Annotated in this window: 19 protein-coding genes; all 19 read right to left on the reverse strand. The window is 43.2% G+C overall.

The annotated features are described in order from the left end of the window. Window positions 1-57: 57 nt before the first annotated feature. Complete coding sequence (locus T546_RS0118080; RefSeq protein WP_026892831.1) at window positions 58-249, reverse strand: YjfB family protein; 192 nt, start codon at window positions 247-249, stop codon at window positions 58-60. Window positions 250-351: 102 nt separating this feature from the next. Further along, window positions 352-1,887, reverse strand: coding sequence for a sensor histidine kinase (locus T546_RS0118085; RefSeq protein WP_026892832.1), 1,536 nt, complete (start codon window positions 1,885-1,887; stop codon window positions 352-354). Next, the gene (locus T546_RS0118090) at window positions 1,884-2,561 is read right to left on the reverse strand and encodes a response regulator transcription factor (RefSeq protein WP_026892833.1); all 678 of its coding nucleotides are present in this window, start codon (window positions 2,559-2,561) and stop codon (window positions 1,884-1,886) included. Before T546_RS0118090 ends, T546_RS0118085 begins: the two co-directional genes overlap by 4 nt. Window positions 2,562-2,872: 311 nt before the next feature. Next, entirely contained in the window at window positions 2,873-3,343 is a 471-nt protein-coding gene (gene tnpA / locus T546_RS0118095) for an IS200/IS605 family transposase (RefSeq protein ID WP_026892834.1), read from the reverse strand. A gap of 181 nt (window positions 3,344-3,524) precedes the next feature. Continuing rightward, window positions 3,525-4,367, reverse strand: coding sequence for a 5-dehydro-4-deoxy-D-glucuronate isomerase (gene kduI / locus T546_RS0118100; RefSeq protein ID WP_026892835.1), 843 nt, complete (start codon window positions 4,365-4,367; stop codon window positions 3,525-3,527). A 146-nt stretch (window positions 4,368-4,513) separates the two neighbouring features. Continuing rightward, entirely contained in the window at window positions 4,514-6,253 is a 1,740-nt protein-coding gene (locus tag T546_RS23965) for a methyl-accepting chemotaxis protein (protein WP_051629954.1), read from the reverse strand. 412 nt (window positions 6,254-6,665) lie between these two features. After that, a complete protein-coding gene (locus tag T546_RS0118110) occupies window positions 6,666-7,778 on the reverse strand; it encodes a tetratricopeptide repeat-containing glycosyltransferase (protein ID WP_026892836.1) in 1,113 nt (370 codons plus the stop codon). Further along, entirely contained in the window at window positions 7,775-8,887 is a 1,113-nt protein-coding gene (locus tag T546_RS0118115) for a tetratricopeptide repeat-containing glycosyltransferase (RefSeq protein ID WP_026892837.1), read from the reverse strand. Before T546_RS0118115 ends, T546_RS0118110 begins: the two co-directional genes overlap by 4 nt. Before the next feature lie 140 nt (window positions 8,888-9,027). Next, a complete protein-coding gene (locus tag T546_RS0118120) occupies window positions 9,028-9,558 on the reverse strand; it encodes a GNAT family N-acetyltransferase (protein WP_026892838.1) in 531 nt (176 codons plus the stop codon). 113 nt (window positions 9,559-9,671) lie between these two features. Further along, complete coding sequence (locus tag T546_RS0118125) at window positions 9,672-11,501, reverse strand: bifunctional metallophosphatase/5'-nucleotidase (protein ID WP_026892839.1); 1,830 nt, start codon at window positions 11,499-11,501, stop codon at window positions 9,672-9,674. Between the two features lie 135 nt (window positions 11,502-11,636). Next, the gene (locus T546_RS0118130; protein WP_026892840.1) at window positions 11,637-13,190 is read right to left on the reverse strand and encodes a hypothetical protein; all 1,554 of its coding nucleotides are present in this window, start codon (window positions 13,188-13,190) and stop codon (window positions 11,637-11,639) included. Between the two features lie 167 nt (window positions 13,191-13,357). After that, entirely contained in the window at window positions 13,358-15,148 is a 1,791-nt protein-coding gene (aspS, locus tag T546_RS0118135) for an aspartate--tRNA ligase (RefSeq protein ID WP_026892841.1), read from the reverse strand. A 19-nt stretch (window positions 15,149-15,167) separates the two neighbouring features. After that, window positions 15,168-16,427 carry a histidine--tRNA ligase gene (gene hisS, locus T546_RS0118140; RefSeq protein ID WP_026892842.1) on the reverse strand — a complete coding sequence of 420 codons (1,260 nt, stop codon included), beginning with the start codon at window positions 16,425-16,427 and terminating at the stop codon, window positions 15,168-15,170. A 54-nt stretch (window positions 16,428-16,481) separates the two neighbouring features. After that, window positions 16,482-17,936: a coproporphyrinogen dehydrogenase HemZ gene (hemZ, locus tag T546_RS0118145; RefSeq protein WP_026892843.1), complete on the reverse strand. Its 1,455-nt coding sequence runs from the start codon at window positions 17,934-17,936 to the stop codon at window positions 16,482-16,484. A gap of 8 nt (window positions 17,937-17,944) precedes the next feature. After that, complete coding sequence (locus tag T546_RS0118150) at window positions 17,945-18,592, reverse strand: MBL fold metallo-hydrolase (protein WP_026892844.1); 648 nt, start codon at window positions 18,590-18,592, stop codon at window positions 17,945-17,947. A 38-nt stretch (window positions 18,593-18,630) separates the two neighbouring features. After that, the gene (locus T546_RS24760; RefSeq protein ID WP_051629956.1) at window positions 18,631-19,653 is read right to left on the reverse strand and encodes a CatB-related O-acetyltransferase; all 1,023 of its coding nucleotides are present in this window, start codon (window positions 19,651-19,653) and stop codon (window positions 18,631-18,633) included. 50 nt (window positions 19,654-19,703) lie between these two features. Further along, window positions 19,704-22,010: a RelA/SpoT family protein gene (locus T546_RS0118160; protein WP_051629964.1), complete on the reverse strand. Its 2,307-nt coding sequence runs from the start codon at window positions 22,008-22,010 to the stop codon at window positions 19,704-19,706. Window positions 22,011-22,083: 73 nt separating this feature from the next. After that, a complete protein-coding gene (gene add, locus T546_RS0118165) occupies window positions 22,084-23,079 on the reverse strand; it encodes an adenosine deaminase (protein WP_026892846.1) in 996 nt (331 codons plus the stop codon). A gap of 107 nt (window positions 23,080-23,186) precedes the next feature. Then, the gene (locus T546_RS0118170; protein WP_026892847.1) at window positions 23,187-24,095 is read right to left on the reverse strand and encodes an AEC family transporter; all 909 of its coding nucleotides are present in this window, start codon (window positions 24,093-24,095) and stop codon (window positions 23,187-23,189) included.

Below are 24,095 nucleotides of genomic sequence, written 5' to 3' on the forward strand. Positions count from 1 at the left end.
ACAAAACTCCCTGTCAGGGCCGAAATATATCTTCTGCCTTAACAGGGAGTCTTTTCATTATGCTCTTGTATCTACGATCTGTCCAACACCACTAGAAGGTATCTGGCCAGGAGCTGCGCGGCTTATCATATCGAGAAGTCCGGCTGCCTGCTGTTCTTGTTGATTCATGGCCTTTTTCGTTATAGAGAGACCTGCCTCCTGCTGAACCTTTGCCATGCTCATATCCATGCTAAATGCAGCGACGTCCATATTCGTTCTCCTTTCATGCAGTCGAAACTGCAATCCTTATTATCTTTTGCTTCTTATTATATATCGGACTTAATAAGCTTCTGATAACAGGCTGGTATGAAATTACGATTCTTTATAGCAATCCAGGGTAAACCAAAATTCAACACCACCTAAGACATTGCGCACCCCGCAGGATTTCTTATGAGAATCCATAATCGCCTTAACAATAGAAAGTCCGATGCCGCTCCCACCATATTCCCTTGTGTGGGCCTTATCAACCTTAAAGAATTTAGTCCAAAGCTTAGGTATGTCTTCTTCCGGAATGTTCTGACCGGTATTAAACACCGTTACAAGCGCTTCGGTTCCTTTTTCTTCTGCGGTAATGATAATATTTCTATCTCCCCCCAGATGGTTTAAGGCGTTATTCAGATAATTGGTAATGACTTCTTCTATTTTAAATTCATCGGCACAGACGTAAATGGGCCCGCAGTCCTCAAGCGTTACGGTTGCATTGTTATGCTGAATCAGGATTCCAGCTGAATTTATCACTCCACGAATGAGCTCCGTTATATCAAACCGCTCCAGCTGCAGAGCATCGTTTCCAAATTCAATAGCAGTAAGATTTAATAGCTGACGGACCATCTTATTCATCTTATTGGCTTCATCTATAATTACTTCACAGTAGTATTCCCTGCTTTCAGGATCATCTGCCATTCCCTCGTTGAGCCCCTCGGCATATCCCTGAATTAAGGCAATGGGAGTTTTTAATTCATGGGATACATTCGCGATAAAATCTTTACGCATGTCGTCGATTTTTACTTTTTCTTCAATATCCTTTTGAAGCTCCTCATTGGCAGCCCGCAGCTCTCCTATGGTATCCTTTAACCGGTCAGAAAGCTTGTTCATACTGTTTCCTAATATGCCGATTTCATCCTCTTCTTTTCCTGTATACTTAGCATCAAAATCCAGGCCAGACATCTTTTCCGACAGGTTAGACAATGCAAGTATGGGGGAAGTGACTCTTTTGGTGGTTAAATAGGTAATAATGCTTCCGACCAAAAGCGCGACACCTCCTACATAAGCAAGGAACCGATTGGATAAGGATACACTTTCCCGGATACTGGCCAGGGGTATGGATATGAGGAAAATGGTCCTGTTATCGGAGAAATATCCCCAGCTTTCCAGATAATAAGAATCCGACCTGGTATCATAGGTCTTTTGAATCACGTAATTGTCGTACTTCTTCATTATATTCGTGTGCGGCATATCTTTTCCAAAGATATAATCCTCCACACGATTGGTTAAAAACTGTCGGTCTCCGCTGGTTGACATAAGAGCTTCATCTGTGGAGCTGTCGATTAAGACCATGGCAAGGTTATATTTCTCTCCCATGATGCGAAACATCTTTTGGACAGGGCCTTCATTTTTAAAGTCCTTATCATAGGTATCCTTATAATACCCAATGATTCCTTTTCCACTTTCATTGGCTTCTGCCACCACTTGGTCAATCTCATTATAGGCGCGTTCCAGAATGTGCACTTTATCTATGGTGTAGAAGGTTTCTAAAAACCAGCTATTGACGCACCAGGTCGAAATAAGCACAAACGCCATCAGTCCTACAAAAATAATGGCGTATCGTGCTTTTATGGAATGTTTCATTGACTCACCTCAAATTTATATCCCATTCCCCATATGGTCTTGATGTAATCTCCTTTTTCCCCCATCTTGCTTCGAAGCTTCTTTACATGGGTATCTATAGTTCTGGCATCTCCAAAATAATCGTAATTCCATACATTATTTAATATCTTTTCCCTGGACAGGGCGATTCCCTGGTTTTCAAGGAAATAGGCCAACAGTTCAAATTCCTTAAAGCTTAATTCAATGTTGGTTCCATCAATGGTGACCTGATGGGCCGCCTTATCAATACAGATTCCTCCGATCTCTACCTCGTCGGCTGGTACTGCATTGCTTCTTCTTAAGATGGCCTCTACTCTTGCAACTAAAATCTTAGGGCTGAAAGGCTTTGAGATATATTCATCCACACCGAGGTCAAAGCCCTGAAGCTCATCTCTTTCTTCCCCTCTTGCCGTCAGCATGATGATAGGGACCTGAGAATATTTGCGGATGGTCTTAAGGGTTTCCCAGCCGTCCATTTTAGGCATCATAACATCAAGGATAATGAGTACAATATCTTTCTGTTCAAAGAATACGTCCACAGCCTCCTCTCCATTGGCAGCCTCAACTACGGTAAATCCCTTCACACTCAAAAAATCTTTTACCAGCTTTCTCATTCTGGATTCATCATCAACCACTAATATTTTTAGCTGTTCCATCGCAACCTCCTGAAATCAGATCCTTTTTCTTTTCCTTTATTTCTGACCATATTGTAACAAATGAAAAGGGGAATTTCTACATTTTCACAGAGATTTCACACGAATAGGCGAGAAATGACTGTTCATTGAATAATTCCCCCAATCAAAGGGTCATATTCCTTTTCCTGGTAAGTAAAATCATAACCACCCGTTGAACGGGTGGTTTGCTCTACCCCTATAAGGGGTTATTACCGACGTTGGAGCCTAAAGGCTCTTCGAAAAAAATCCACAGCCGCACAAACATTTATCTGCTGAGCCCAACAGGGCTCATTTTATTTGCTTTGCTTTACCGGCTCACCCGTGAACGGGTCTATGTATTCTTTTAACGTCATTTGATCATATTCTAAATCTTCCTTTAATTGATTTTGTATATATTCTTGTATCTTCTTTGCATTCTTTCCCACTGTATCTACATAATATCCACGACACCAAAAATGTCTGTTTCCATATTTGTATTTTAAATTCGCATGTCTCTCAAATATCATTAGCGTACTCTTACCTTTTAAATATCCCATAAAACTTGATACGCTGATATTTGGTGGTATTCTCACTAACATATGAACATGATCTGGACATATTTCTGCCTCTACTATTTCCACACCTTTTCGTTTGCATAACATACTTAGCACATTTGCTATATCCTGCTTTAATTCTCCGTACGCTACCTTTCTGCGATATTTTGGTGCAAAAACTATATGATACTTACAATTCCATTTTGAATGTGATAAACTACTTATATCCATTTGGATAACCTCCTCAGATGTGCTTGTGTGGCTGCGAACCAACACTATTATATCACTGGAGGTTTTTTACTTGAAGCTAAAGCAGCTGTGGACGCACCTGCATAGCAGGTGGTTTATAAAAGACTGCAATACAATAAAAAAGCAGACACACCAAAAGTGCATCTGCTTCTATATATAAATATTATCTTAATTCAGTGGTTGGAATGGTATCCATATCGTCGAATGCCTGATTCTCTCCACCCATTGCCCAGATGAAGGTGTAATTGCTGGTACCTGCTCCGGAATGGATGCTCCAGGATGGGCTGATCACTGCCTGCTCATTCTGCATTACGATATGTCTTGTTTCATTGCCTTCTCCCATCATGTGGAATACTACATTGTTCTCCGGAATCTCGAAGTACATATAGATTTCCATACGTCTCTCATGAGTATGGGATGGCATGGTGTTCCATACGCTTCCTGCATCTAATACAGTCATTCCCATGGAAAGCTGACAGGTTTCCAATACGTCTGGATGAATAAACTGGTTGATGACACGCTTGTTTGCGGTCTCCATTGCTCCAAGAGGCTTTTTCGCTGCCTTTTCAATAGGAATAAACGTTGTTTTGCATGCCTTATGAGCTGGTGCACTTACCATATAGAACTTGGCAGGGTTTGCTGCATCTGCACTGGAGAAGGTAACTTCCTTTGTTCCTTTTGTAATGTATAAGCAGTCTTTGTAATTCATCTTGAACTCTTCCCCATCTGCAACAATGGTTCCTGCTCCACCGATATTAAAAATACCGATCTCGCGTCTCTCAAGAAAATAGCTTGTACCAAAATTTTTCCAAATATCAATACCTTTGTCAATAGAAACAGATTCTGTTGTAGGCATACAACCTAATGTAACCATACGATCTACATGGGAATATACAGCTACCACTTCATTGGCAACGTATAAATTTTCAATTAAAAATTCATTTCTTGTTTCTTCTGTTGTATATCGTTTAAAATCTCTTTGATTAGCTGAATAACGGATATCCATTTATTAAAACCCTCCTTGTTGTATTTTGAAATAACTGACCACTCTCATGGTATCACAAGCAGGTTTTTAATTCAACAGGTTCTTAGATTTATTGTGAAAAACCAACAACAAATCCCGTTTTTCAGGAAGTAAAATCATTCACTTATTTAAAGAACGTGAAATTTTGCCACTTCGTCACGCAGCAAATTTGCCTGAGCCGACAGCTCTTCACTGGAAGCGGAGCTTTGCTCTGCCGTAGCGGCATTGCTTTGCACCACAGCGGATATCTGATTGATTGAAGAGGTGACCTGCTCCATAGCCACCGATTGCTCCCTGGAAGCCTGCTCTACCGTCTCCATAAGCTCTTTGACGTGCTTGGCCTGATTGGTTGCATCGGAGAGAAGCTCTGCATTTTCTTTTGCTGTAGTAAGTCCGTCTTCTACGGCACGGGTCGCATTCTCAACAAGATGTGCGGTGCGTTTTGCTGCCTCGGCTGCCTTTGCCGCAAGACTTCTTACCTCATCGGCTACCACAGCAAATCCTTTTCCGGCTTCGCCAGCCCGGGCAGCCTCCACCGCAGCATTTAAAGCCAGGAGGTTTGTCTGGGAAGCGATTCCATCGATGTCCTTCGTGATCTTTCCTATTTCATCTGAGGTGGTTTTGATTTCATCCATGGCATTTAGCATCTGCTTCATCTTATCATTGCTTTCTTCCACACGATATACGGTCTGCTCCACATAATCAACAGCTTCTTCTATATGAGAGGTATTCTGCTCTACCTGAGAGGAAACGACTGTTATAGATGAGGAAAGCTCTTCTATGGTTCCGGCCTGCTCTGTGGCACCGGCGGCCAGAGCCTGAGCGGCATCTGCCACCTGGGTAGAGCCTGCATTTACCTGATCGGCTGACTGACGTATGATTTTCAGCGTCCGGTTTAGCTGCTGGTAAATAAGAGTCAGTGAATTATGGATCGGTGCAAAATCTCCTGCATATCTTTTTTCCACAGGAAGGGTCATATCCCCTCGTGACATATGCTCCATGTGATTGGTAATATCTGCAACTACCTCTGCCATTTGTCCTATCAGCTCATCCGTTGCCCTAGAGAGAACCTCCAGCTCATCCTTTGTCTCGCTGATTGTTACAGGGGGTGTATGAACATCTCCCTCTGCCAATAGCTTAAGACGATCTGCAACAGGGGTTAGGGGTGCGGTAATCTTACTTAGACGGCCAGTGAGAATGAAAAGGCCTGCTGCACAAATTCCTAACGATACCAAAAGAAGAAACGCAATTTCCATCAGCTTCTCTTTCTGGTGCGCAGCCACCGCGTCATTGATGTCGTCAATGTAATTTCCGGTGCTGATATTCCAGTCATAAGGCGCGAATTTAAGTGTATAGGCTCTCTTTGCATATACTCCATCCTGACCAGGCTTTGTGAAATAAAAATCCGTAAATCCGCCTCCTGATTTTGCGCCATTCTCAATAAAGCTTCTGATGTAATAATTGCCTGCTTTATCCGTCTCATTGAACCGTTCTTTTCCTTCATATTCCGGATTCATGTGCACGGCGCAAAGACCGTTCGACGTATCTGCCCAGAAATAACCGCTGCCTCCGTCGTATCTGGCATTACGGACGATGCTTTCTGCATTCTTTTTTGCCTGCTGCTCCGTAAGCTCACCGCTTTCATAGCGCTTATAGTTGTCATCCAATACACTGACAAGATTTTCAACTGCCGTCTTAATATTCTGATCATAGCTTTCATAACTGGACTTAATCCAGTTTTGATATGCACGGTCCAAGCTGATGTAGGAGATTACTGTTAATACAAAAATTGTAGTAAACAACATGGCACTGACAAATAAAATCAGTTTTCCCCTGACCTGCAATCGTTTCTTCTTTTGCTTTTCCATTATGTATTCCTCCATGATTGCATAGACTTAATAATATTCATTATGATACATCCATTATCTGACAAGTGCAACGCGAGTTTGGTATAATAATGTATAACTTTTTACTTTTATGTCTCATTTTATCTTTTTATAAGAATTATACATTTATACTTGTGTCATAACTCATGTGTCACCGTCAATATAAGCTGTTTTCTTACACAAAAGACTTTACAATATACAATTCAGACAAATATAGAGCAGATACTAAAAAACTGTGAAAAGTTTAGTTTATTACTATTTTATAACCATCAATAATCCACACGATTTTGAATCTAAGGAATCTGGTTTCTAATCTTACAATAAATAGCACTAAAACAAAAAATGTGCCCTGACCCAAGGCTTGTTGGGTGCAAGGCACATTTTTAAGAAAGAGTTAACCTTTTTTTGATGCGATTACCATTTGCAGATTATTCTTTAATCGAGCATCTTCCGGGGCATGCTCTAATGCTCTTTTCGCATGCTCTTCGGACTCATCAAGCATTCCCATACGGTATGCAGCTATGGAGCAAAGATCATCAGGGGTGTAATCCCAGGAATAGCCCATATTTACAAACGTTCTGGATTTTTCTGTTATCTTTAATGCTTCTTTTGCCAAATAGTAGCTCATGGTCCAGTCTTTTAGCTCGTAGCACATTCTTGCAAATTCCACATAAGGATCCCTCATGGTGGGTACCTCTGCTATGGCGCGGAAATACCAGCTGTATGCTTCCTTCGTCTTTCCAAGCCGGTAATAGGATCTTGCAATCCAGCGCATGGCTGCGCATCGTTCATCCGGCCAGTTAGCGGACGGAAGATTCAGGTATTGATTTAAGGTATCAATGGATTTCTGCCACTGGCTTTTATACATATACTCCCTGCCAAGATAATAACGCATCCGCTCATCCTCTGGCGTTTCATCCACAGCAAGCTCTAAAAGAGGCAGATAAGACCCTCTGGATTTCGTAGGATCGGGGTGATGGTTGAGTACCATACCATCGATATATACGGTTTCCAAAGGCTGTGTTCCCACATACTGAACGAATTCATGGATAGGACATTTCCAGCGGAAGTTCTTACGCTCATGCACTTTAAAATAGTAGAACTGAATATCCGGAGTTCCGTCGGCCTTTAAGCTCCAGTTATAAAGATAACGGCCGGTCTTTGAAATCTCTCCCTGGTGCAATGGCTTGTGATTTAACCATGCCTCCTCCAGTTTTTTTCTCCAGCCGGGTTCAAAAAGCTCATCTAAATCCGTACAGACACAAACGTCCACATCTTCCGGAACGTGTTCCAGAGAAATGTTTCTGGCAACATCAAATCTCCATGGCTTTACGATGTCCACGTAAACCACAGCCCCTCTTTCCCGAAGCTTTTCTACGGTACCGTCATCGGAACCTGTATCCGTCACAACAATGAGGTCAGCCTCGTTCATGGAATCCATCCATTGATCCACAAAAGAAACTTCATTCTTACAGATCGCATAGACACATATCTTTAATCCGCTCATGAGGATACCTCCTCACTGGTCTCTTTCTTGCACCGGTCTTCGATTAAGGCAAGATTGCTCTTAAGCCTTGTATTGTCAGGGTCCATGGAAAGCGCTTTCTTTGCATGTTCCCTTGCCTTTTCGTACATGCCCATACGATATCCGCTGATGGCGCAATAATCATAAAACGCATATCCCCAGCTCACCGGATCTACCAGATAGCTTCCCGTGCTCTCTGTGATTGTGAGACCTTTTTCTGCCATGGCATAGCAAAGGGGCCAGTCACCTTCCAAATATCCGGCTTTTGCAAGGGCCAGATAAGGTTCTCTTACATCAGGATCCTCTGCAAGCGCTTTAAAAAGCCAGGATCTTGCTTCTCTTTTATTGCCAAGCTCTCCAAAGCTGTGAGCAATAAAACGCATGGAAGCACTTCTCTCCTCCAGCCATCTCGCAGTAGGAAGGGAAAGGTGGCGTTTTAAAGTACTGATTGCTTTCTCATATTGACCATGAAATACATACTCTCTGCCCAGCCAGAACGTGGCTCTGTCATCTAAGGGATTTTCCTCCACAGATAATTCCAGGAGGGGAAGATACTGGCTTCTTGGTTTTGATTCATCCGGAAAATGGTTCAGCACCATACCGCTGATCCAGCCAGATACTTCCGGTGTTTCCCCGCTGTATTCCAGAATTTCATGTACGGGATGAATCCATTTATAATTGTTTCTTCCGTGAATTTTTTCCATGGGAAACTGTTTCTTTGGACTTCCGTCAGGATTGCAGCTGAAGGAAAATAAATAACGTGCTCTGGTCTGTCCCGGTTTCCACTGAGCCTCCAGCTTCTCTCTCCACCCTGGTTCAAATACTTCATCAAGATCATTGGAAACGCAGATGTCTGCATCCTCTGGAATATGATTCATGGCCACATTTCTGGCGGTATCAAAGCGCCAGGGAGAAATGGTTTCCTCATAAACAATGGCTCCGCGCTGCCGAAGCTTTTCCACGGTTTTATCTGTGGAACCGGTATCAGTTACAATCACTTCATCTGCTTCTGATACCGCGTCCATCCACCGGTCTACAAACTCTTCTTCATTCTTACTGATTGCGTATACACATACCTTATATCGATTCACTTTGACCAACTCCTTTTGGGGATCCATACTTATAATTCATTATACGTACCTTATTCCCTCCAGATAACCGGATTCCTGCCCCCATTTTATTTGCTAAATTAAGTATATGCAGATAGGACTTGTTCCGTGAACCGATTGGGTTAATCCGTTGCTTTTACTCCGTAGACTATTTCATAGATTTCCTTTTTATAGGGCAGAAATTCCTCTTCTGTCATAGGAGCCCTGTAGCTCATGATCATGAGTCTAAGGGGGTTGTCTTCTGGCTTTAAGGGCATCTGCTCATAGAAAAATGGATTTAAGTGAAACCCTAGTCTTTCATAAAAACCAGCTCTTCGGCCAGTCATTGGGTCAGCTTCTGTCACCGGCTCTATCTCAAGAAATACTGGTTTTTCAGCCTCTTTTAAAACCTCCTCCACAAGGAGTCTTCCATAGCCATTGCCTCTGGACTGCTTTAAGGTAGCAAGATGCTCTAAGAAAATACAGTCAGAAAGCTCCCAGTATCCTAAAAAGGCAAAAACCTTTCCCTCTTCTTCCACAACGCGGACACGGTAAAGAGGATGATCGAAGACTTTTTCCTGCCCCTCTCTGGTGCGACGCTCAATGGCTGGAAAAGCCTCTTCATAAACCTGGTATATTTCCTCAAATCGGGACTTCGGGTGTTTTAACAGCATAACAATTATCTCCTAACCATATATTAATTCTCCTCTCAGTGTACCATTTCCGGAGGGAAGAAACAAGCAAAAAGCCTGTCCCGGTCAAACCGGAACAGGCTGTCTATATACATTTACTTTGTGGTGATTCTGCCCTGACCTGCTGGATTCGCATAATCGCTGCCTACATTTCCGCCTAACTGATTGCGGATATAGGAGGACAAAAGATCAACATCGGTGATCACTTCATCACGGATTATTTTGCTTCCTTTAAACATGGTCATTCCATCGCCGCCTGATTTCAGCATGTAATTATGAGAAGCAACAGTGTAGGTCTTATTTACGTCAAGAGGGGTACCTCCCACCATAATATCAGAAACCCGGTAAGCTCCATTTACCTTAAGGAAATTCCCTTTCTCATCTACCTGGACACTGGAAGGAGTCTGAGAATTGATGGTGTAGGTAAGGCCGGAAACCTGAAGGAAGCCGCCGCTTTCCTTGGGGTAATTCTTGGAAGCCATTTCAAGTGCATCCTTGATCTGCTGCCCCTTTACTTCTGCGACACAGCCCATATTTCCAAAGGGGAATACGGTAAGGGTATCGTTATATGTAATATTTCCTGGCTTTATGCTGGCTCTGACTCCGCCGCCGTTTGAAAGACCGATCTCAGCTCCAAGCACAACGCGGTAAGCATCTGCGCAAAGATCACCAAGATTTGTTTCTCCGCTTCTGACTGCCCGGTTTCCGGTAGCCGGATCATTAATGGTAAGTTCTGTGTCCGTTCGCCCGATTACTGTCTTTAGAGTTTCGTTATACTGGGACTGGATTGCTTTTATGTAACGGTCTGTATCATAATCAATGGCTTTTCCGTCGGCAGTAACCGCACTCTTTGCTGGAATTACAAGCTGAGAACCGACTGCTAATACGTTGGGGTCCTTTAATACGTTTCGGTTGGAATTATATATTTCCTGGTAACGGTCATAGGAGCCTAATTCCTTTTTCGCAATTCGGCTTAAGGAATCTCCCTTTTTCACAGTATAGGTACTTGTAACAACTCCTTCTGGTACCTTGGAGACCATCTCACTTGTCATGGTTCCATCTGTTTTAATGGTAAGCTTACCGATATTTTTAAGCTTTGTTCCGGTCTGGGTAAGAAGCACGTCCTTACCATCTTTGTTCTTAACGTATTTATTGTATACTTCATGAGAATGGCCGTCGATGACAGCATCAATTCCTGCCGTATTTTTAATCACATTGTCAGAGGTCCACTGGTCTGTGGTTCCGTTCTCCCCAAGATGGCCGACTAAAACAACGATCTCAGCGCCTTCTGCTTTTGCCTGGTCTACAGAAGCCTGAATCTGGGTATACAGCTTTTGACCGCTTTCATCTTCACAGAATCCATAGATGTAGGTTCCGTTTCCATCCTGAAAATAGGTTGGAGTTGACTTTGTAAAGCTTTCTGGTGTGGTAGCTCCTACGAATGCAACCTTGGTATTTCCATAGGTAAACATCTTATAAGGGGCAAATACAGCAGAGCCTGTCCGAAGATCCATAAAATTGCTGGAGTAATAGCCGCAGTTTAACTTTCCTGCCAGCTCCAGAAAACGGGGCATTCCATAATCAAATTCATGGTTGCCTGGAACCGCGAAATCATAACCGACTTTATTCATAATGTCGATTAAATATCCCCCATCAGAAAGTGTTCCAATGGGGGCACCCTGAATGGCATCTCCACCGTCTACCAGGGCAACATAAGGAGTCTGGGCCAGCATCTCTTTTTTATAGAGAGCAAGTCCTGCATATCCAATGTTGTCATCGACTCCGCAATGGACATCGTTGGTGTATAGGACCACAATATCCTTGTCCGCGGCAAATGAGGGGATGGATATGCCCGTAGTAAGAGAGAGTACCATTAAAAGAGCTATCCACAGTGACAGAAACCTTCTTTTCATACTTCCTTTCATTGCTTGAATCCTCCTTTTGAAAAATGCAATTTTCTTTATTATAGCAGACATTTGTAAAAACAAAATATTATTTTTTCAAAAATTATGGTTAATTTCAAACTTTTTTTAGAAAGAAAGGGGATTCCTTATAATCTATCAGCCATAAGCAAGAAAAGTACCTTCGTTTAGCTTTACGCTGCTGTCATCCGTCCAGCTTTCTGCAAACTTATTCCAGTTTCTTGTAAGGGTGTCTATCCCAGATTCCTTATCTATATATCCATTCTCATTTGGCATGATAACAAATTTGGTGCTCTTATATTTCATCGTGTTTTCAAAAAAGTTATTCCAATATTTTGAGCCATCGTTACCATAACGCCATAAATTAGAATACTGAGGATCTCCGGAATTTGTTAAGTGCTGAGCTTTCGCAAGCTCTGCTCCTTCTTTTAATGCTTTTGCCACATCGTTGGTATTTTTATATAGATCCATAATCCGATTGTACACGGTAAAAATATTCTTTGACACCAGATCGGCAGCTTTACCTGGTTCTGCTACTTTTTCTCTGGTCTTTTTCAGTTCTTCATTCAGCCTGTCTGCCAGAGTATTGGTGAATTTTTCTATGGATTTTGTCATTGCTCTTTTTATTCCATCGGATACGCCGCTGAACCGATTAAACAGTTCACCTTTTAGACTCAGTTCTGCAAGCTTAAAACCAATTTCCTCTTCACTGGAGTTACTGTTTATGGATCGTTCTCCATAGCTGTTACTATCATAGGATTTGATCTCGTTTATCATACTTTTTGCCTTATCAAGTTCGTCAACAGAATAATATTTTGCTTCACTGACTTCTTTCGTGTTTGAAGCATTGGTTTCTGCAGCCTTTCTTAATTGACCTGCCATATAGGAATCATCTGCTTTCAGCCACTGGTCTTCCTGACTCAGCTTTGCATAATCCTGATTATCCTTAATAAAATCGGAGTATTGCTTTACCGAATCCTGATACGCTTTCATCACGCTGTCATAAACCTTCTTAGCCTCTCCCTCGGTTCCCCCTTCTTCAAAAAACTCTCCGATTTCTTTTGATGCATTCTTAGCAATGATTTCCGCTCCAGAATTGTACTGGGTTTCCAGATCCTTTAAGAGCTGCGCTTTTTCTTCTCCAGAATAATGATCCTCAATATGCTGTTTTCCAACTGCATAGCCAGAGGCCAGATATTCCAGACTATGAGTAAAAGAGGAATTAGTTTCATCAAGACCAGAAAGATAGAAACCTATTCTTCCGCTGTCATAGGAGTTTTTGGTAACTCCATTTCTGCTTAGTTCATCAATAAATTCCTGAGGAACTGGCTTATTTAAATCAGGCAATGTGATATTATCTACTTTACCTGCTAATACATCGTTTAAGTTAAAACTAAATTGTTGCAGGTATTGATATTTTATTGCATCTTCCTTTGTATACTCCCGTTTGGATGATGGAACGATTTCCATATTAAGAATGGATTCATCGTTGTATTTCAAGTCTCCATCTGCCACCTTACCGGAATACAGTATCATTTTATTATTGGCAGGAACGTCTTCCTTTTTCTCATTCTGTCCAATTGTATTACCTGCTTTTAGTACATCTTGTGTAAATTTTCCTGCTTGGTTCTTCGCAGCCGGCAGACTGTTCATCCACTTGGAAAATTGCACGGAAGATATTGATACATTCATTTGACACTTCCCCCTTTGTTTTATTAATAAGTCTCTACATTATTTTTATCGGTATATATTCTGTTAAAATAACCTTTTATCGAATTTAACCAATATACAAGCGATTTTTCAGATTATCTCCACAAAAAAGGAACGTTTCTATTACAGAAACGCTCCTCATTTTTTATTTATTCATTTTCTTTACTAATTCCAATTCGAAGCTCTTCCAGCTGCTTTGGATCAACCGGAGCCGGAGCTTCTGACATGAGACAGGAAGCATCCTTAACTTTCGGGAATGCCATTACATCGCGAATGCTGTCCGCTCCTACCATCAGCATGACAACACGGTCAAGTCCATAGGCAAGTCCTGCGTGAGGTGGAACACCGAATTTAAATGCATCCAGGAGGAATCCGAACTGCTCCTGAGCCTGCTCTTTGGTGAAGCCAAGAACTTCAAGCATTTTGGACTGAATGTCTGCCTGATGGATACGGACAGAACCGCCGCCAAGCTCCGTTCCGTTAAGAACGATATCATATGCTTTGGCACGTACTGCACCAGGGTCGGTGTCGATCATTGCCCAGTCCTCATCCATAGGCATAGTAAATGGATGATGCATAGCGGTAAAACGGCCCTGCTCCTCAGAGTACTCTAAAAGCGGGAATTCAGTTACCCATAAGAACTTGAAATCATCTTTTTTCAAAAGCTCAAGCTGTCTTGCAAGCTCAAGTCTTAAATTTCCTAATACATCGAATACTACTTTATCTCTGTCTGCTGCAAACAGGAGTAAATCTCCTGGCTTTCCGCCCATGGCTGCTGCCAGAGTCTTTAGCTCTTCCTCTGTCATGAACTTTGCAAAGGAACATTTATAAGTTCCATCTTCGCCAATAGCGAGGTAAGCAAGTCCCTTGGCACCAAAGCCTTTGGCATACTCCACCAGGGCATCAATCTTCTTACGCGGCATAGCTCCCTGGCCTTCTGCATTGATACCACGAACAGATCCGCCCTGCTCTAAAGCACCCTTAAATACAACAAATTCTGTATCCTTTACCACATCAGAAACATTGGTAAGCTCCATGCCAAAACGCATATCCGGTTTATCGGAACCAAAGCGGTCCATGGCCTCTCTCCAGGTCAGTCTTGTGATTGGAAGGGAAAGGTCATAGTTGCAGATTTCCTTAAATAATTTCTTTAACAGTCTTTCATTGACATTTAATACATCGTCAACGTCAACAAAGGACAGCTCCATATCGATCTGGGTAAATTCCGGCTGTCTGTCCGCTCTTAAGTCTTCATCCCGGTAGCATCTGGCAAGCTGGAAGTAACGGTCATAGCCAGAGCACATCAAAAGCTGCTTATAAAGCTGGGGAGACTGGGGAAGTGCATAAAAGGAGCCTGGGTGAACGCGGCTTGGTACCAGGTAATCTCTGGCGCCTTCTGGAGTACTCTTAATCATGGTAGGAGTTTCAATCTCTAAAAATCCTTCTTCTGCAAGAAATGCTCTTGTGAGAGTAGCCACCTGGCTTCTTACCTTAATATTTTTCTGAAGATCCGGTCTTCTTAAATCCAGGTAACGATATTTTAATCTCAGTTCTTCCTTGGTCTTGCTGTTCTCTTCAATAGGAAATGGCGGAGTCTCGGATTCAGAGAGGATTCTTAAGCTCTTTGCGCGCACTTCAATGGCTCCGGTAGCCAGGTTTTCATTGACACCGCCTGCCCGGCTCTCTACCACTCCGGTAACTGCAACTACAAATTCGCTTCTTAACCGTTCTGCTTTTGCAAAGCTTTCTGCTCCGCATTCGCTTTCTTCAAAAATGATCTGCAGAATTCCGGAACGATCTCTTAAATCAACAAAGATAATTCCTCCTTTGTTTCTGCTTTTCTGAACCCAGCCCATAACAGTCACTTCTTTGCCTGCATCAGCTGTGGTAACCTCTGTACACCTATGGGATCTTTTTAATCCCAGCATTGACTCTGCCATATTTTCCTCCTGCTTATCCTTATTTCAAACTTTCTTTATAAAATTCTTTAAACTGGGTATAGCCTTCTTTTAATAGGCTATCCTTCTGGAATTTTTTATTTTTATTCATCTGGGAAACCAGTACGGTCACTCCCTTAGCCCGCTCTTCCATGGCTTCCTTCATGGCCTGATTGGTCACTTCATCGCTTACGCCTTTTTCAAGAAGAAATGCTATCTTTTCCTGACTGCCGGGTACGGTAAAGCCTTCATCCATTAGGATGGTGATGATGCGCTCAAAGCCTATGGAAAAACCGCATGCCGGAGTATCCATTCCTGTAAATTTACCGATCATCTTATCATAGCGTCCGCCGCCGCCTACTGAGCCTGGGAAGCCATCTACCTGAATCTCAAAAATGGTTCCGGTATAGTAAGACATGCCTCGTACTAAGGTGGGGTCAAACTGAATGGAGAACTGGCAAGTGGAAATTCCAGTCACACTGTCAATGATAGCCGCCAGATTTTCCGCCTGCTCCGGGTCCATGGCACCCTTTAAGGTTTCCCCAAGGCTTCTGACTCCAGATGCATCTCTGGTCACAGACTCAAACAGGGATAAATATTTCTTGACCTTTTCTTCTTCGTAGCCAGCTTCCTTAAGCTCTCTCTCTACACCATCCATGCCGATCTTGTCCATCTTATCCAGAATAATAAATACCTGGTCATAGGACTCTTCCGGAAATCCGCAAAATGCTGCCATTCCCTTTAAGATGTTACGGTCATTGATTCTTACCGTATATCCTTTAAAACCAATCTTGCCAAGAAGGGTCGTAGTAGCCAGAATCAGATCGATTTCCGCCAGTCTGCTGGCATCTCCCAGGATGTCGATATCGCACTGAACGAACTGTCTGAAACGTCCTTTTTGAGGGCGGTCCGCTCTCCAGACACTTCCCATCTGAAGGGATTTAAAGGGAGCCGGAAGGGACGCTGCATTGTTGGAATAATATCTGGATAAGGGGACCGTTAAATCGTAGCGAAGCCCGCTGTCTGTCAAATCATTTTCATCTTTGGCTTCCTCAACATTTAACTTTTCTCCCCGCTTCATAATCTTAAAGATCAGCTTTTCATTGTCTCCGCCCTGTTTGCTGGACAGATTTTCAATGTGTTCCACGCAGGGAGTTTCAATGGAATGAAAGCCAAAGCCACCGTAAGTTTCACGTATCTGGTTCATTACGTATTCACGCACCTGCATTTCCGCGGGCAGAATATCCTTCATTCCGGTAACCGGTTTCTTTTTCAATGCCATCTCATTCACTCCGTTTTTCTAAATTTAATTGATGAATCCTGCCTCTATTTTAAATTACATTTCTAATTTTGCAAGCATTTTTTCTTTTCTTTCCAGCATTTCGTCAATTCTTGTGATGTACTGCTCCACATCCTTGACATTTTCCACACGTTCCAGTCGATTCTCACTGGGGAATACCACCTTCGTGGTAGTTCCTGCGCCAAGGGCGATTATGGTCTGCTTTTCTTCCATAATGAGAATGTTGTAGATACATGCCTTGCCTGGCTGAGAATAGCCTACATTTTCAAAATTTCCTGCCATGTTTTTCTGACGGTATAAGTAATACGGCTCCTGTCCCATCATTCTGGCGTACTCTGCGGTTAAGTCAATCATCTCCTGGGTGTTCACCATTTTATAATCGCCGTACTTTTCCTTAAACATATTAAGGCGGGCCGCACGCTTAATTGCCAGGGAATGAACGGTGATACTGTCAGGGGATAAAGCCTTTATTTCTTCCATGGTATTTCTCACATCTTCCATGTCCTCTTCCGGCAGGCCGATGATTAAATCCATGTTTATATTATCAAATCCAAGGCTTCTTGCCAGATGGAACTGTTCCTTTACCATATCAACGGTATGCCGCCTTCCGATGATGGAAAGGGTCTCCTGCTTCATGGTCTGTGGATTGATGGAAATGCGGGTCACTCCATGGGCTTTTAATACTCTCAGCTTGTCCTCTGTAATGCTGTCCGGCCTTCCTGCTTCCACGGTAAATTCCTTGACCGTACTAAAATCAAAGGTATCATAGAGCCTCTTAATCAGTATTTCCAGGTGTTGTGCGGAAAGAGACGTAGGAGTGCCGCCGCCGATATAAACGGTATCAAGGACTCTCCCCTTCATCTTTTCGGCAGTATAGTCCATCTCCCGAAACAATGCCTCCAGGTACAGCTCCATACGTTTTTCCCATTGTCCGATGGGGAAGGACGTAAAGGAACAGTAGAGGCAGGTGGTGGGGCAAAATGGGATTCCTACATAAAGGCTGTAGCCATTTTCATAGTCAATCTCTGAAAGAAGGCTGATTTCCCGGCTTGCGATCTCAATGCTTAAATCGGTCTTGGCATCACTTGCAAGGTAAGTTTCTTTCATGTGAGACTTAACTTCCTCTTTGGAATGTCCTTCCAAAAGCTTTGTCATGGCAATCTTTGTAGGCCGGATTCCGGTCAGGGTACCCCAGGGAAGCTCCATTCCCGTCAGTTTCCCTGCCATCTGATAAAGCATGCGCTTGATCCGGTTCTTTGTTTCGAACCGGTCGGGATAATGGACGTTTACGGAGTCCGTAATTTCCTCATTGCCTTCCATATCCCTGATTGTAAGAAAAAAGCTGTCCTCCCGGGTCTGGCTTTGCACCTTGAGACGGTAATCTTCTCCCTCTGTTTCCTCATGGGCAAAGCTTTCCCCTGGATAAAAGGCCATTAATAACTCTCTGATATCCTGTTCAAAGGACTGGTCATCTAAAAATAATCCTATCATGTGTTTTCCTATCCTCTGTATAATGCCACCGGATTATAAACTAGTTCATGGCCAATGGTTGTCATATCTCCATGTCCGGGATAGACAAGGGTATTCTGAGGCAGCACAAATAGCTTTTCTCTGATGGAATGAATAATTTGGGACTGATTTCCCATTGGAAAGTCTGTTCTTCCTAACGATTCCTGGAATAAGGTGTCTCCGCTTATAAGCACCTCTTCCTCTGGAATCAGAAAGCAGACAGAGCCTGTGGTATGGCCGGGTGTGTGAATGACTTTAAAGTCAATTCCGGCAACCGTTACCTGTTCCCCGTCCTTTAACCAGACATCAGCCAGAACGGTATACCCGCTGCCGCCAAATCCGCCGGATAAATTAACAGACGGATCCATGAGCGTGTTCTTTTCATGCTCTCCGGCGTAGATTTTAATATCCGGATACCAGCGCTTTACTTCATCGATCCCGAGTATGTGGTCAAAATGTCCGTGAGTTAAGAAAATCGCTTTCGGCGTAACTCCAAGCTCCTTGCATTTTTCAACCAGATAACCGCCCTGTGCCCCAGGGTCTACAATGACTGCTTCTTTTTGTGATTCAAGGAACAGGATATAGCAGTTGGTGCCGATCTGTCCCACTGCATACGTTTTTATTCTGAAATCGCTCATGTTCTCTCTCCTGACTTACATTGTCTGTATGTAACTATTTATAAGGATAATACCGGAATGTCTGTGCCGTATAAGAGCTTTACCCCATAATGATCTGCATACTCTGTCCATAGCAGATTCTTCTCCTGTCTGGTGGTAATAAAATAATCTGCATTTGTAAACAGGTCTCTTACATCGCCTTCCAAAACTCCATCTATTATCATGATGTCCTCTTCCCAGCCGTTATAATCCTTTAACCCGTCAAGGAGTGCATCTTTGTCTCCCTGGCCGTCTGGCACTGCGGGAAGATAAAGGATCAGTCTTAAGCTGTGGGGCGTCTTAGGAAATGCAAGAAATTCCTTTATGACCTTCTGCCAGACAGGGAAGGGGTCCTTACTATCCATGATAAAAAGTATATTCTTTCGATCCTCTTTTTCAAACGCAGGGACCACCTGATTCCAGGAATCCTTAGCTTCCTGCTGCCATTTCTCTATAAAGGTCTCCACCGGCTGAAAGAAATCCTCTCTTCGGGACTTGATGGTTTCCTGATCCCAGTTCCACCACCCGATCTCATTAAAAGCTTCTCTCTGTTCTTCGGGAAACCGGTATCCAATGATCTTTGCCGGATTCCCTGCCACAATGGCGTAAGCCGGGACATCCTTTGTCACCACGCTTTCTGCACCTATGATGGCACCGTTGTGAATGGTGATGCCGCTTATTATGGTAGCACCGTGCCCCACCCAGACGTCATTTTGAATGAGCACACTTCCCTTTCGTTTCAGCCTGCTGGATCTTGCCTCCTGAAGAAGAGAGGGACTTCCCTGAAATACAGATTTATAATCATGGTTTAAATTTATAAGAAATGTAATTTTCTCTGCGAGAGCGCAGTATTTACCGATTTGTATACAATGTACACCTTCTGCATAATTAAAATTGATTCCGGACTGGATCTCAGCGCCTACAATATAGCTGTCAATATCCAGCTGCAAAAGGGGAAACTGTTTGTCTGTTCCTGGTACCGGCAGCGGACATACCGTCGCCTGTCTGATCGTAAATGGATTGTAAAAAACACCCTGAATCATAAGATTCTCCTTTCGATCAAGAAACATCGGCCAAAATAGAGAAAACTGCGCTATCCCGCAGTCCTCTCAATGTCTATAACTCCTTCGATTTGTCTCAGTTTATCTACCAGTTTTCCAAGCTCCTCCACTCCATGAATATCAAAGGTCATGGTAATCGTAGCCTTGCCCTGCTTGTTGGTTCTGGAATTCATAGAGGTAATATCAATCTGACGTTCCGTAAATACCTTTGAAATGTCTACGAACATACCGATACGGTTATTTGCAAAAATCTTGATTTCTGAGGAATAACGCTCTTTTGTCGCCTCGCCCTCCTGCTCCTGCCATTCGGCATCGATAAGGCGGTTTCTTTCATCTTCCGGAAGATTGAACACGTTCACGCAGTCGGTCCTGTGAATGGAAATTCCTCTTCCTCTAGTCACGAAGCCTACAATCTCATCTCCTGGTACCGGACTACAGCACTTGGAAAAACGGACCGCAAGGTCATGAATGCCCTTTACCACAATTCCGCTGCCGGAACGTCTCTTAATGGGCAGCTTATTGCTCATGTCCTCAATGTCATTTAGAATCGTATGATCCGTTACGTCTTTTTTCAGCTTTTTATCCCGTTCATCAATCATCTTATTGATGACCTGGCCTTCTTTTAAGCCACCGTGTCCAATGGAAGCAAGCACGGATTCCCAGTCACGGAAGGCATAACGCTTCATCACCTTATCCTGATATTCCGGCTTGTTAATGTCAGGATAATTAATTCCCTTTGTCTTACAGTAACGGTCCACCATTTCCTTGCCGCGTTGAATGTTATCTTCCTTAAGCTCTGTCTTGAACCACTGGTTGATCTTATTCTTGGCCTGAGTACTTTTCACCATATTCAGCCAGTCCCTGCTGGGGCCCTTGCTGTTTTGGGAGGTAATGATCTCAACCTGATCTCCGTTCTGGATCACATACTCAATATTGACCAGCTTGCCATTCACGCGTGCGCCTACCATCTTATTGCCGACTGCACTGTGGATGGAGTATGCAAAGTCAATTGGGGTGGAACCGCTTGGCAGGTTCTTTACGTCGCCGGAAGGGGTAAAGCAGTAAACGCTGTCAGAGAATAAGTCTAAGTCGCCCTTTACCATGTTTAAAAATTCCATGTTGTCGGACATGTCCTTCTGCCACTCCAGAATCTGACGAAGCCAGCTTAGCTTCTCTTCCTCTTTCGCCGCAGCCACCTGGCCGCTTCCGCTCTCCTTATACTTCCAGTGGGCCGCAATACCGTATTCCGCCGTGCGGTGCATCTCATAAGTACGGATCTGAATTTCAAACGGCTGGCCGTTATTGCCAATCAGGGTGGTGTGTAATGATTGGTACATATTGGGCTTTGGCATGGCAATATAATCTTTAAAACGGCCTGGAATCGGCTTATAAAGCTCATGAATCACACCGAGTGCAGCATAGCAGTCCTTTACGCTTTCCACAATGATCCTGACAGCAAATAAGTCATAGATCTGATCCAGGGTCTTATTCTGGTTTACCATCTTTTTATAGATACTGAAAAAATGCTTGACGCGGCCGTCCACCTTGCCTTCAATCCCGGAAGCACTAAGATGCTCCGAAACCTCATCTACAATGCTCTTTACAAAGTATTCCCTGGCATCCTTTTTTAGTGATATTTTCTCAGCCAGTTCATAGTAAGTTTCGGGGTGAAGATACTTTAAGGACAGATCGTCAAGCTCGATTTTTATCTTGGAAATACCGAGACGGTGGGCGATGGGAGCATAGATTTCCATGGTCTCCCTGGCCTTATCCTTTTGCTTTTCCGGCTTCATATACTGAAGGGTACGCATGTTATGGAGGCGGTCAGAAAGCTTTATTATGATCACACGGATGTCCTTTGCCATAGCAAGGAACATCTTTCTTAAATTCTCCGCCTGAAGCTCCATCTTATCCATGGACCAGGATATCTGGGTCAGCTTTGTAACGCCATCCACCAAAAGGGCCACTTCTTCGCCAAACTCTGCCTTCAGCTCATCTAAGGACATTACGGTGTCCTCAACCACATCATGTAGAATCCCAGCGGCAATGGTTTCTTTGTCCATCTCAAGATCCGCTAAAATAATCGCAACACAAAGAGGGTGAATGATGTAAGGTTCACCCGATTTTCGTTTCTGGTCTTTATGTGCGTCGTAAGCGATCTGATATGCCTTTTTGATCATGGTTAGATCATCGGAAGGATGGTATCGTTTGATACTTTTTACCAACTCTTCATAAAGCACCTCAGGGCTCGTAAAATCTGCAGGAGCCTCCAATTCAGTATCAAGTCCCCGCTTCTCCCGCTTTGCATTCTCCAAAGCTGCCTTATTATTATTTTCCATCATTGGATAATCTGCCATATGCCATCACCTTTTTCTAGCATTCCCAGTATTCATCGTTTTTTAAACGTAGTTATCATTCATTATAATTATTATTGTCGAAAAATGCAATTATTTTTTCTTTCTCTTCCTCTTTTAGAAAAGCACCTTCCAAAGCATACCGGTTCATCTGCCTTAAATCTGCCTCTGTAAAGCCCATGTGTTTTTTAATAAGCTCTGCTTCCTTTAAAAGGCTTGTGTCGGAAACCGTTATGTTATCCGTGTTATAAGTCACACGGATTCCTCTGTCATAAAATGCCTTTAAGGGGTGCTCAAAAATGGAAGCCACTGCCTTTGTCTGTAGGTTGCTGATCACACACATTTCTAATGTAATCTTTTCCTTTTTTAAAAGGTCCATACATGCATCCGACTGTATGGCCGCGCAGCCGTGACCGATTCTTTTGGCACCGTAAGCCACCGCTTTGATTATATTTTCACAATCCCCGCATTCTCCAGCATGGATGGTAAAAGGAATGTCCTTCTCATAAGCCTTTTTAAAGAGAGGTTCAAAGTGAGCCATGGGCACCATTCCCTCAGGTCCTGCAATATCTACGCCAACCACTCCACGGTTTAAATACCCGCCAGCAATATCAAAGGTCTCTTCATTTTCTTTATCAGAGCCATTGACCATAGAGCAGAGCAGAATACCTGCTTTTATAGATCCTGCTTCCTTTACGCCCTTATCCACTCCACGGATCACGGCTTCCACGACCTTTTCTTTTGTCAGCCCTTTTCTCATGTGAAGCTGGGGTGCGAACCGGATCTCTGTGTAAATAAGACCTTGCTCCGCCAGACGCACCACCAGATCCTTTGATGCCAGCTCCAGTGCTTCCTCTGTCTGTAAAAGCTGTGCAGGAAGATCAAAGCATTTTAAGTAATCCACCAGGCTTTTGCAATCCTCTCCTACGGAAATACTTTCCTTTACACTCCGTCCTTCAAAATCATATCCGATTTCTGCTGCAAGCAGCCTTACCACATCTGTTGATAAGGAGCCGTCCAAATGCAGATGGAGATCAGTTTCCAGTCGTTTCATAACGATCCCTCCTTCCTTCAATGGAAATATTCTATCATATTCCCGTTCATGCAACAATTAGTTTTATTGTTTATCGAAAATGGCAGGCGGTCTTAACCGCCTGCCAGCTATAAAAACATACACCACAAAGGAATGGTCACTAAGGATAACAGGGTCGTTACCACCACACACTTTGTAGCAAAAATATAATCACCATCGTATTTTGCCGCCAATATGGCAGTCGTACTTCCTGCAGGCATTCCGGCTAACAGTACGGATACTCCTAAAAGCATAGGGTCTACGGAAAAGAGACGGCAGAAAAGAAACACAAGGAGGGGAATGAAAAATAAACGGATTGCCGTGTATTTTACAATTCCCCAGTCCAGGATACTCTTAAGCTTCACCTCTGCCAATATGGTTCCAATCAACACCATGGACACCGTGGTCGTACAGCCACCCACGCCCCTTATGGTATGTTCAAGAAACTGGGGCATCTGAATCTGAGTGACCATGAAAAACATTCCGATATAAACCGCTATGATACAGGGGTGCGTCATGACCTTTTTCACAATGGTCTTTCTATCCGGACTCTCTGTAAAATAGGATACTCCAGCAGACCACATAACAATTCTCTGGGGGATTAAGAATATAGAGGCAAACATAAGCCCCTGTGCCCCGAAAACGCCTTCTGCAATCGGGTTGCCCATAAATCCTGCATTGGAACAGACTGTACCGTATTGAAGCACTTTCTTCCGTCCATCTTCCTCCTTGTTATATAGAACATTGGCAAGGATAAGACTCACCACCTGAATCAAGGTGGCAATCAATAATATGACAGCAAACTTTTTAAGAACCGATAGATTGAATTCAATCAGGAAGGAGCTGATAATATTACAGGGCAGGATGAGGTAAATTACCAAATCGGTCAACACTGCCTTTGCTTCCTCATGAAGAATCCCTTTTTTCCGGAGAATAATGCCTGCTGCCACAAGTAAAAAAAGCATTCCCTGGAGATTGATTAGACTGCTGTAATCCAT

This window comes from [Clostridium] aerotolerans DSM 5434 (assembly GCF_000687555.1).
Classification (GTDB): Bacteria; Bacillota; Clostridia; order Lachnospirales; family Lachnospiraceae; genus Lacrimispora; species Lacrimispora aerotolerans.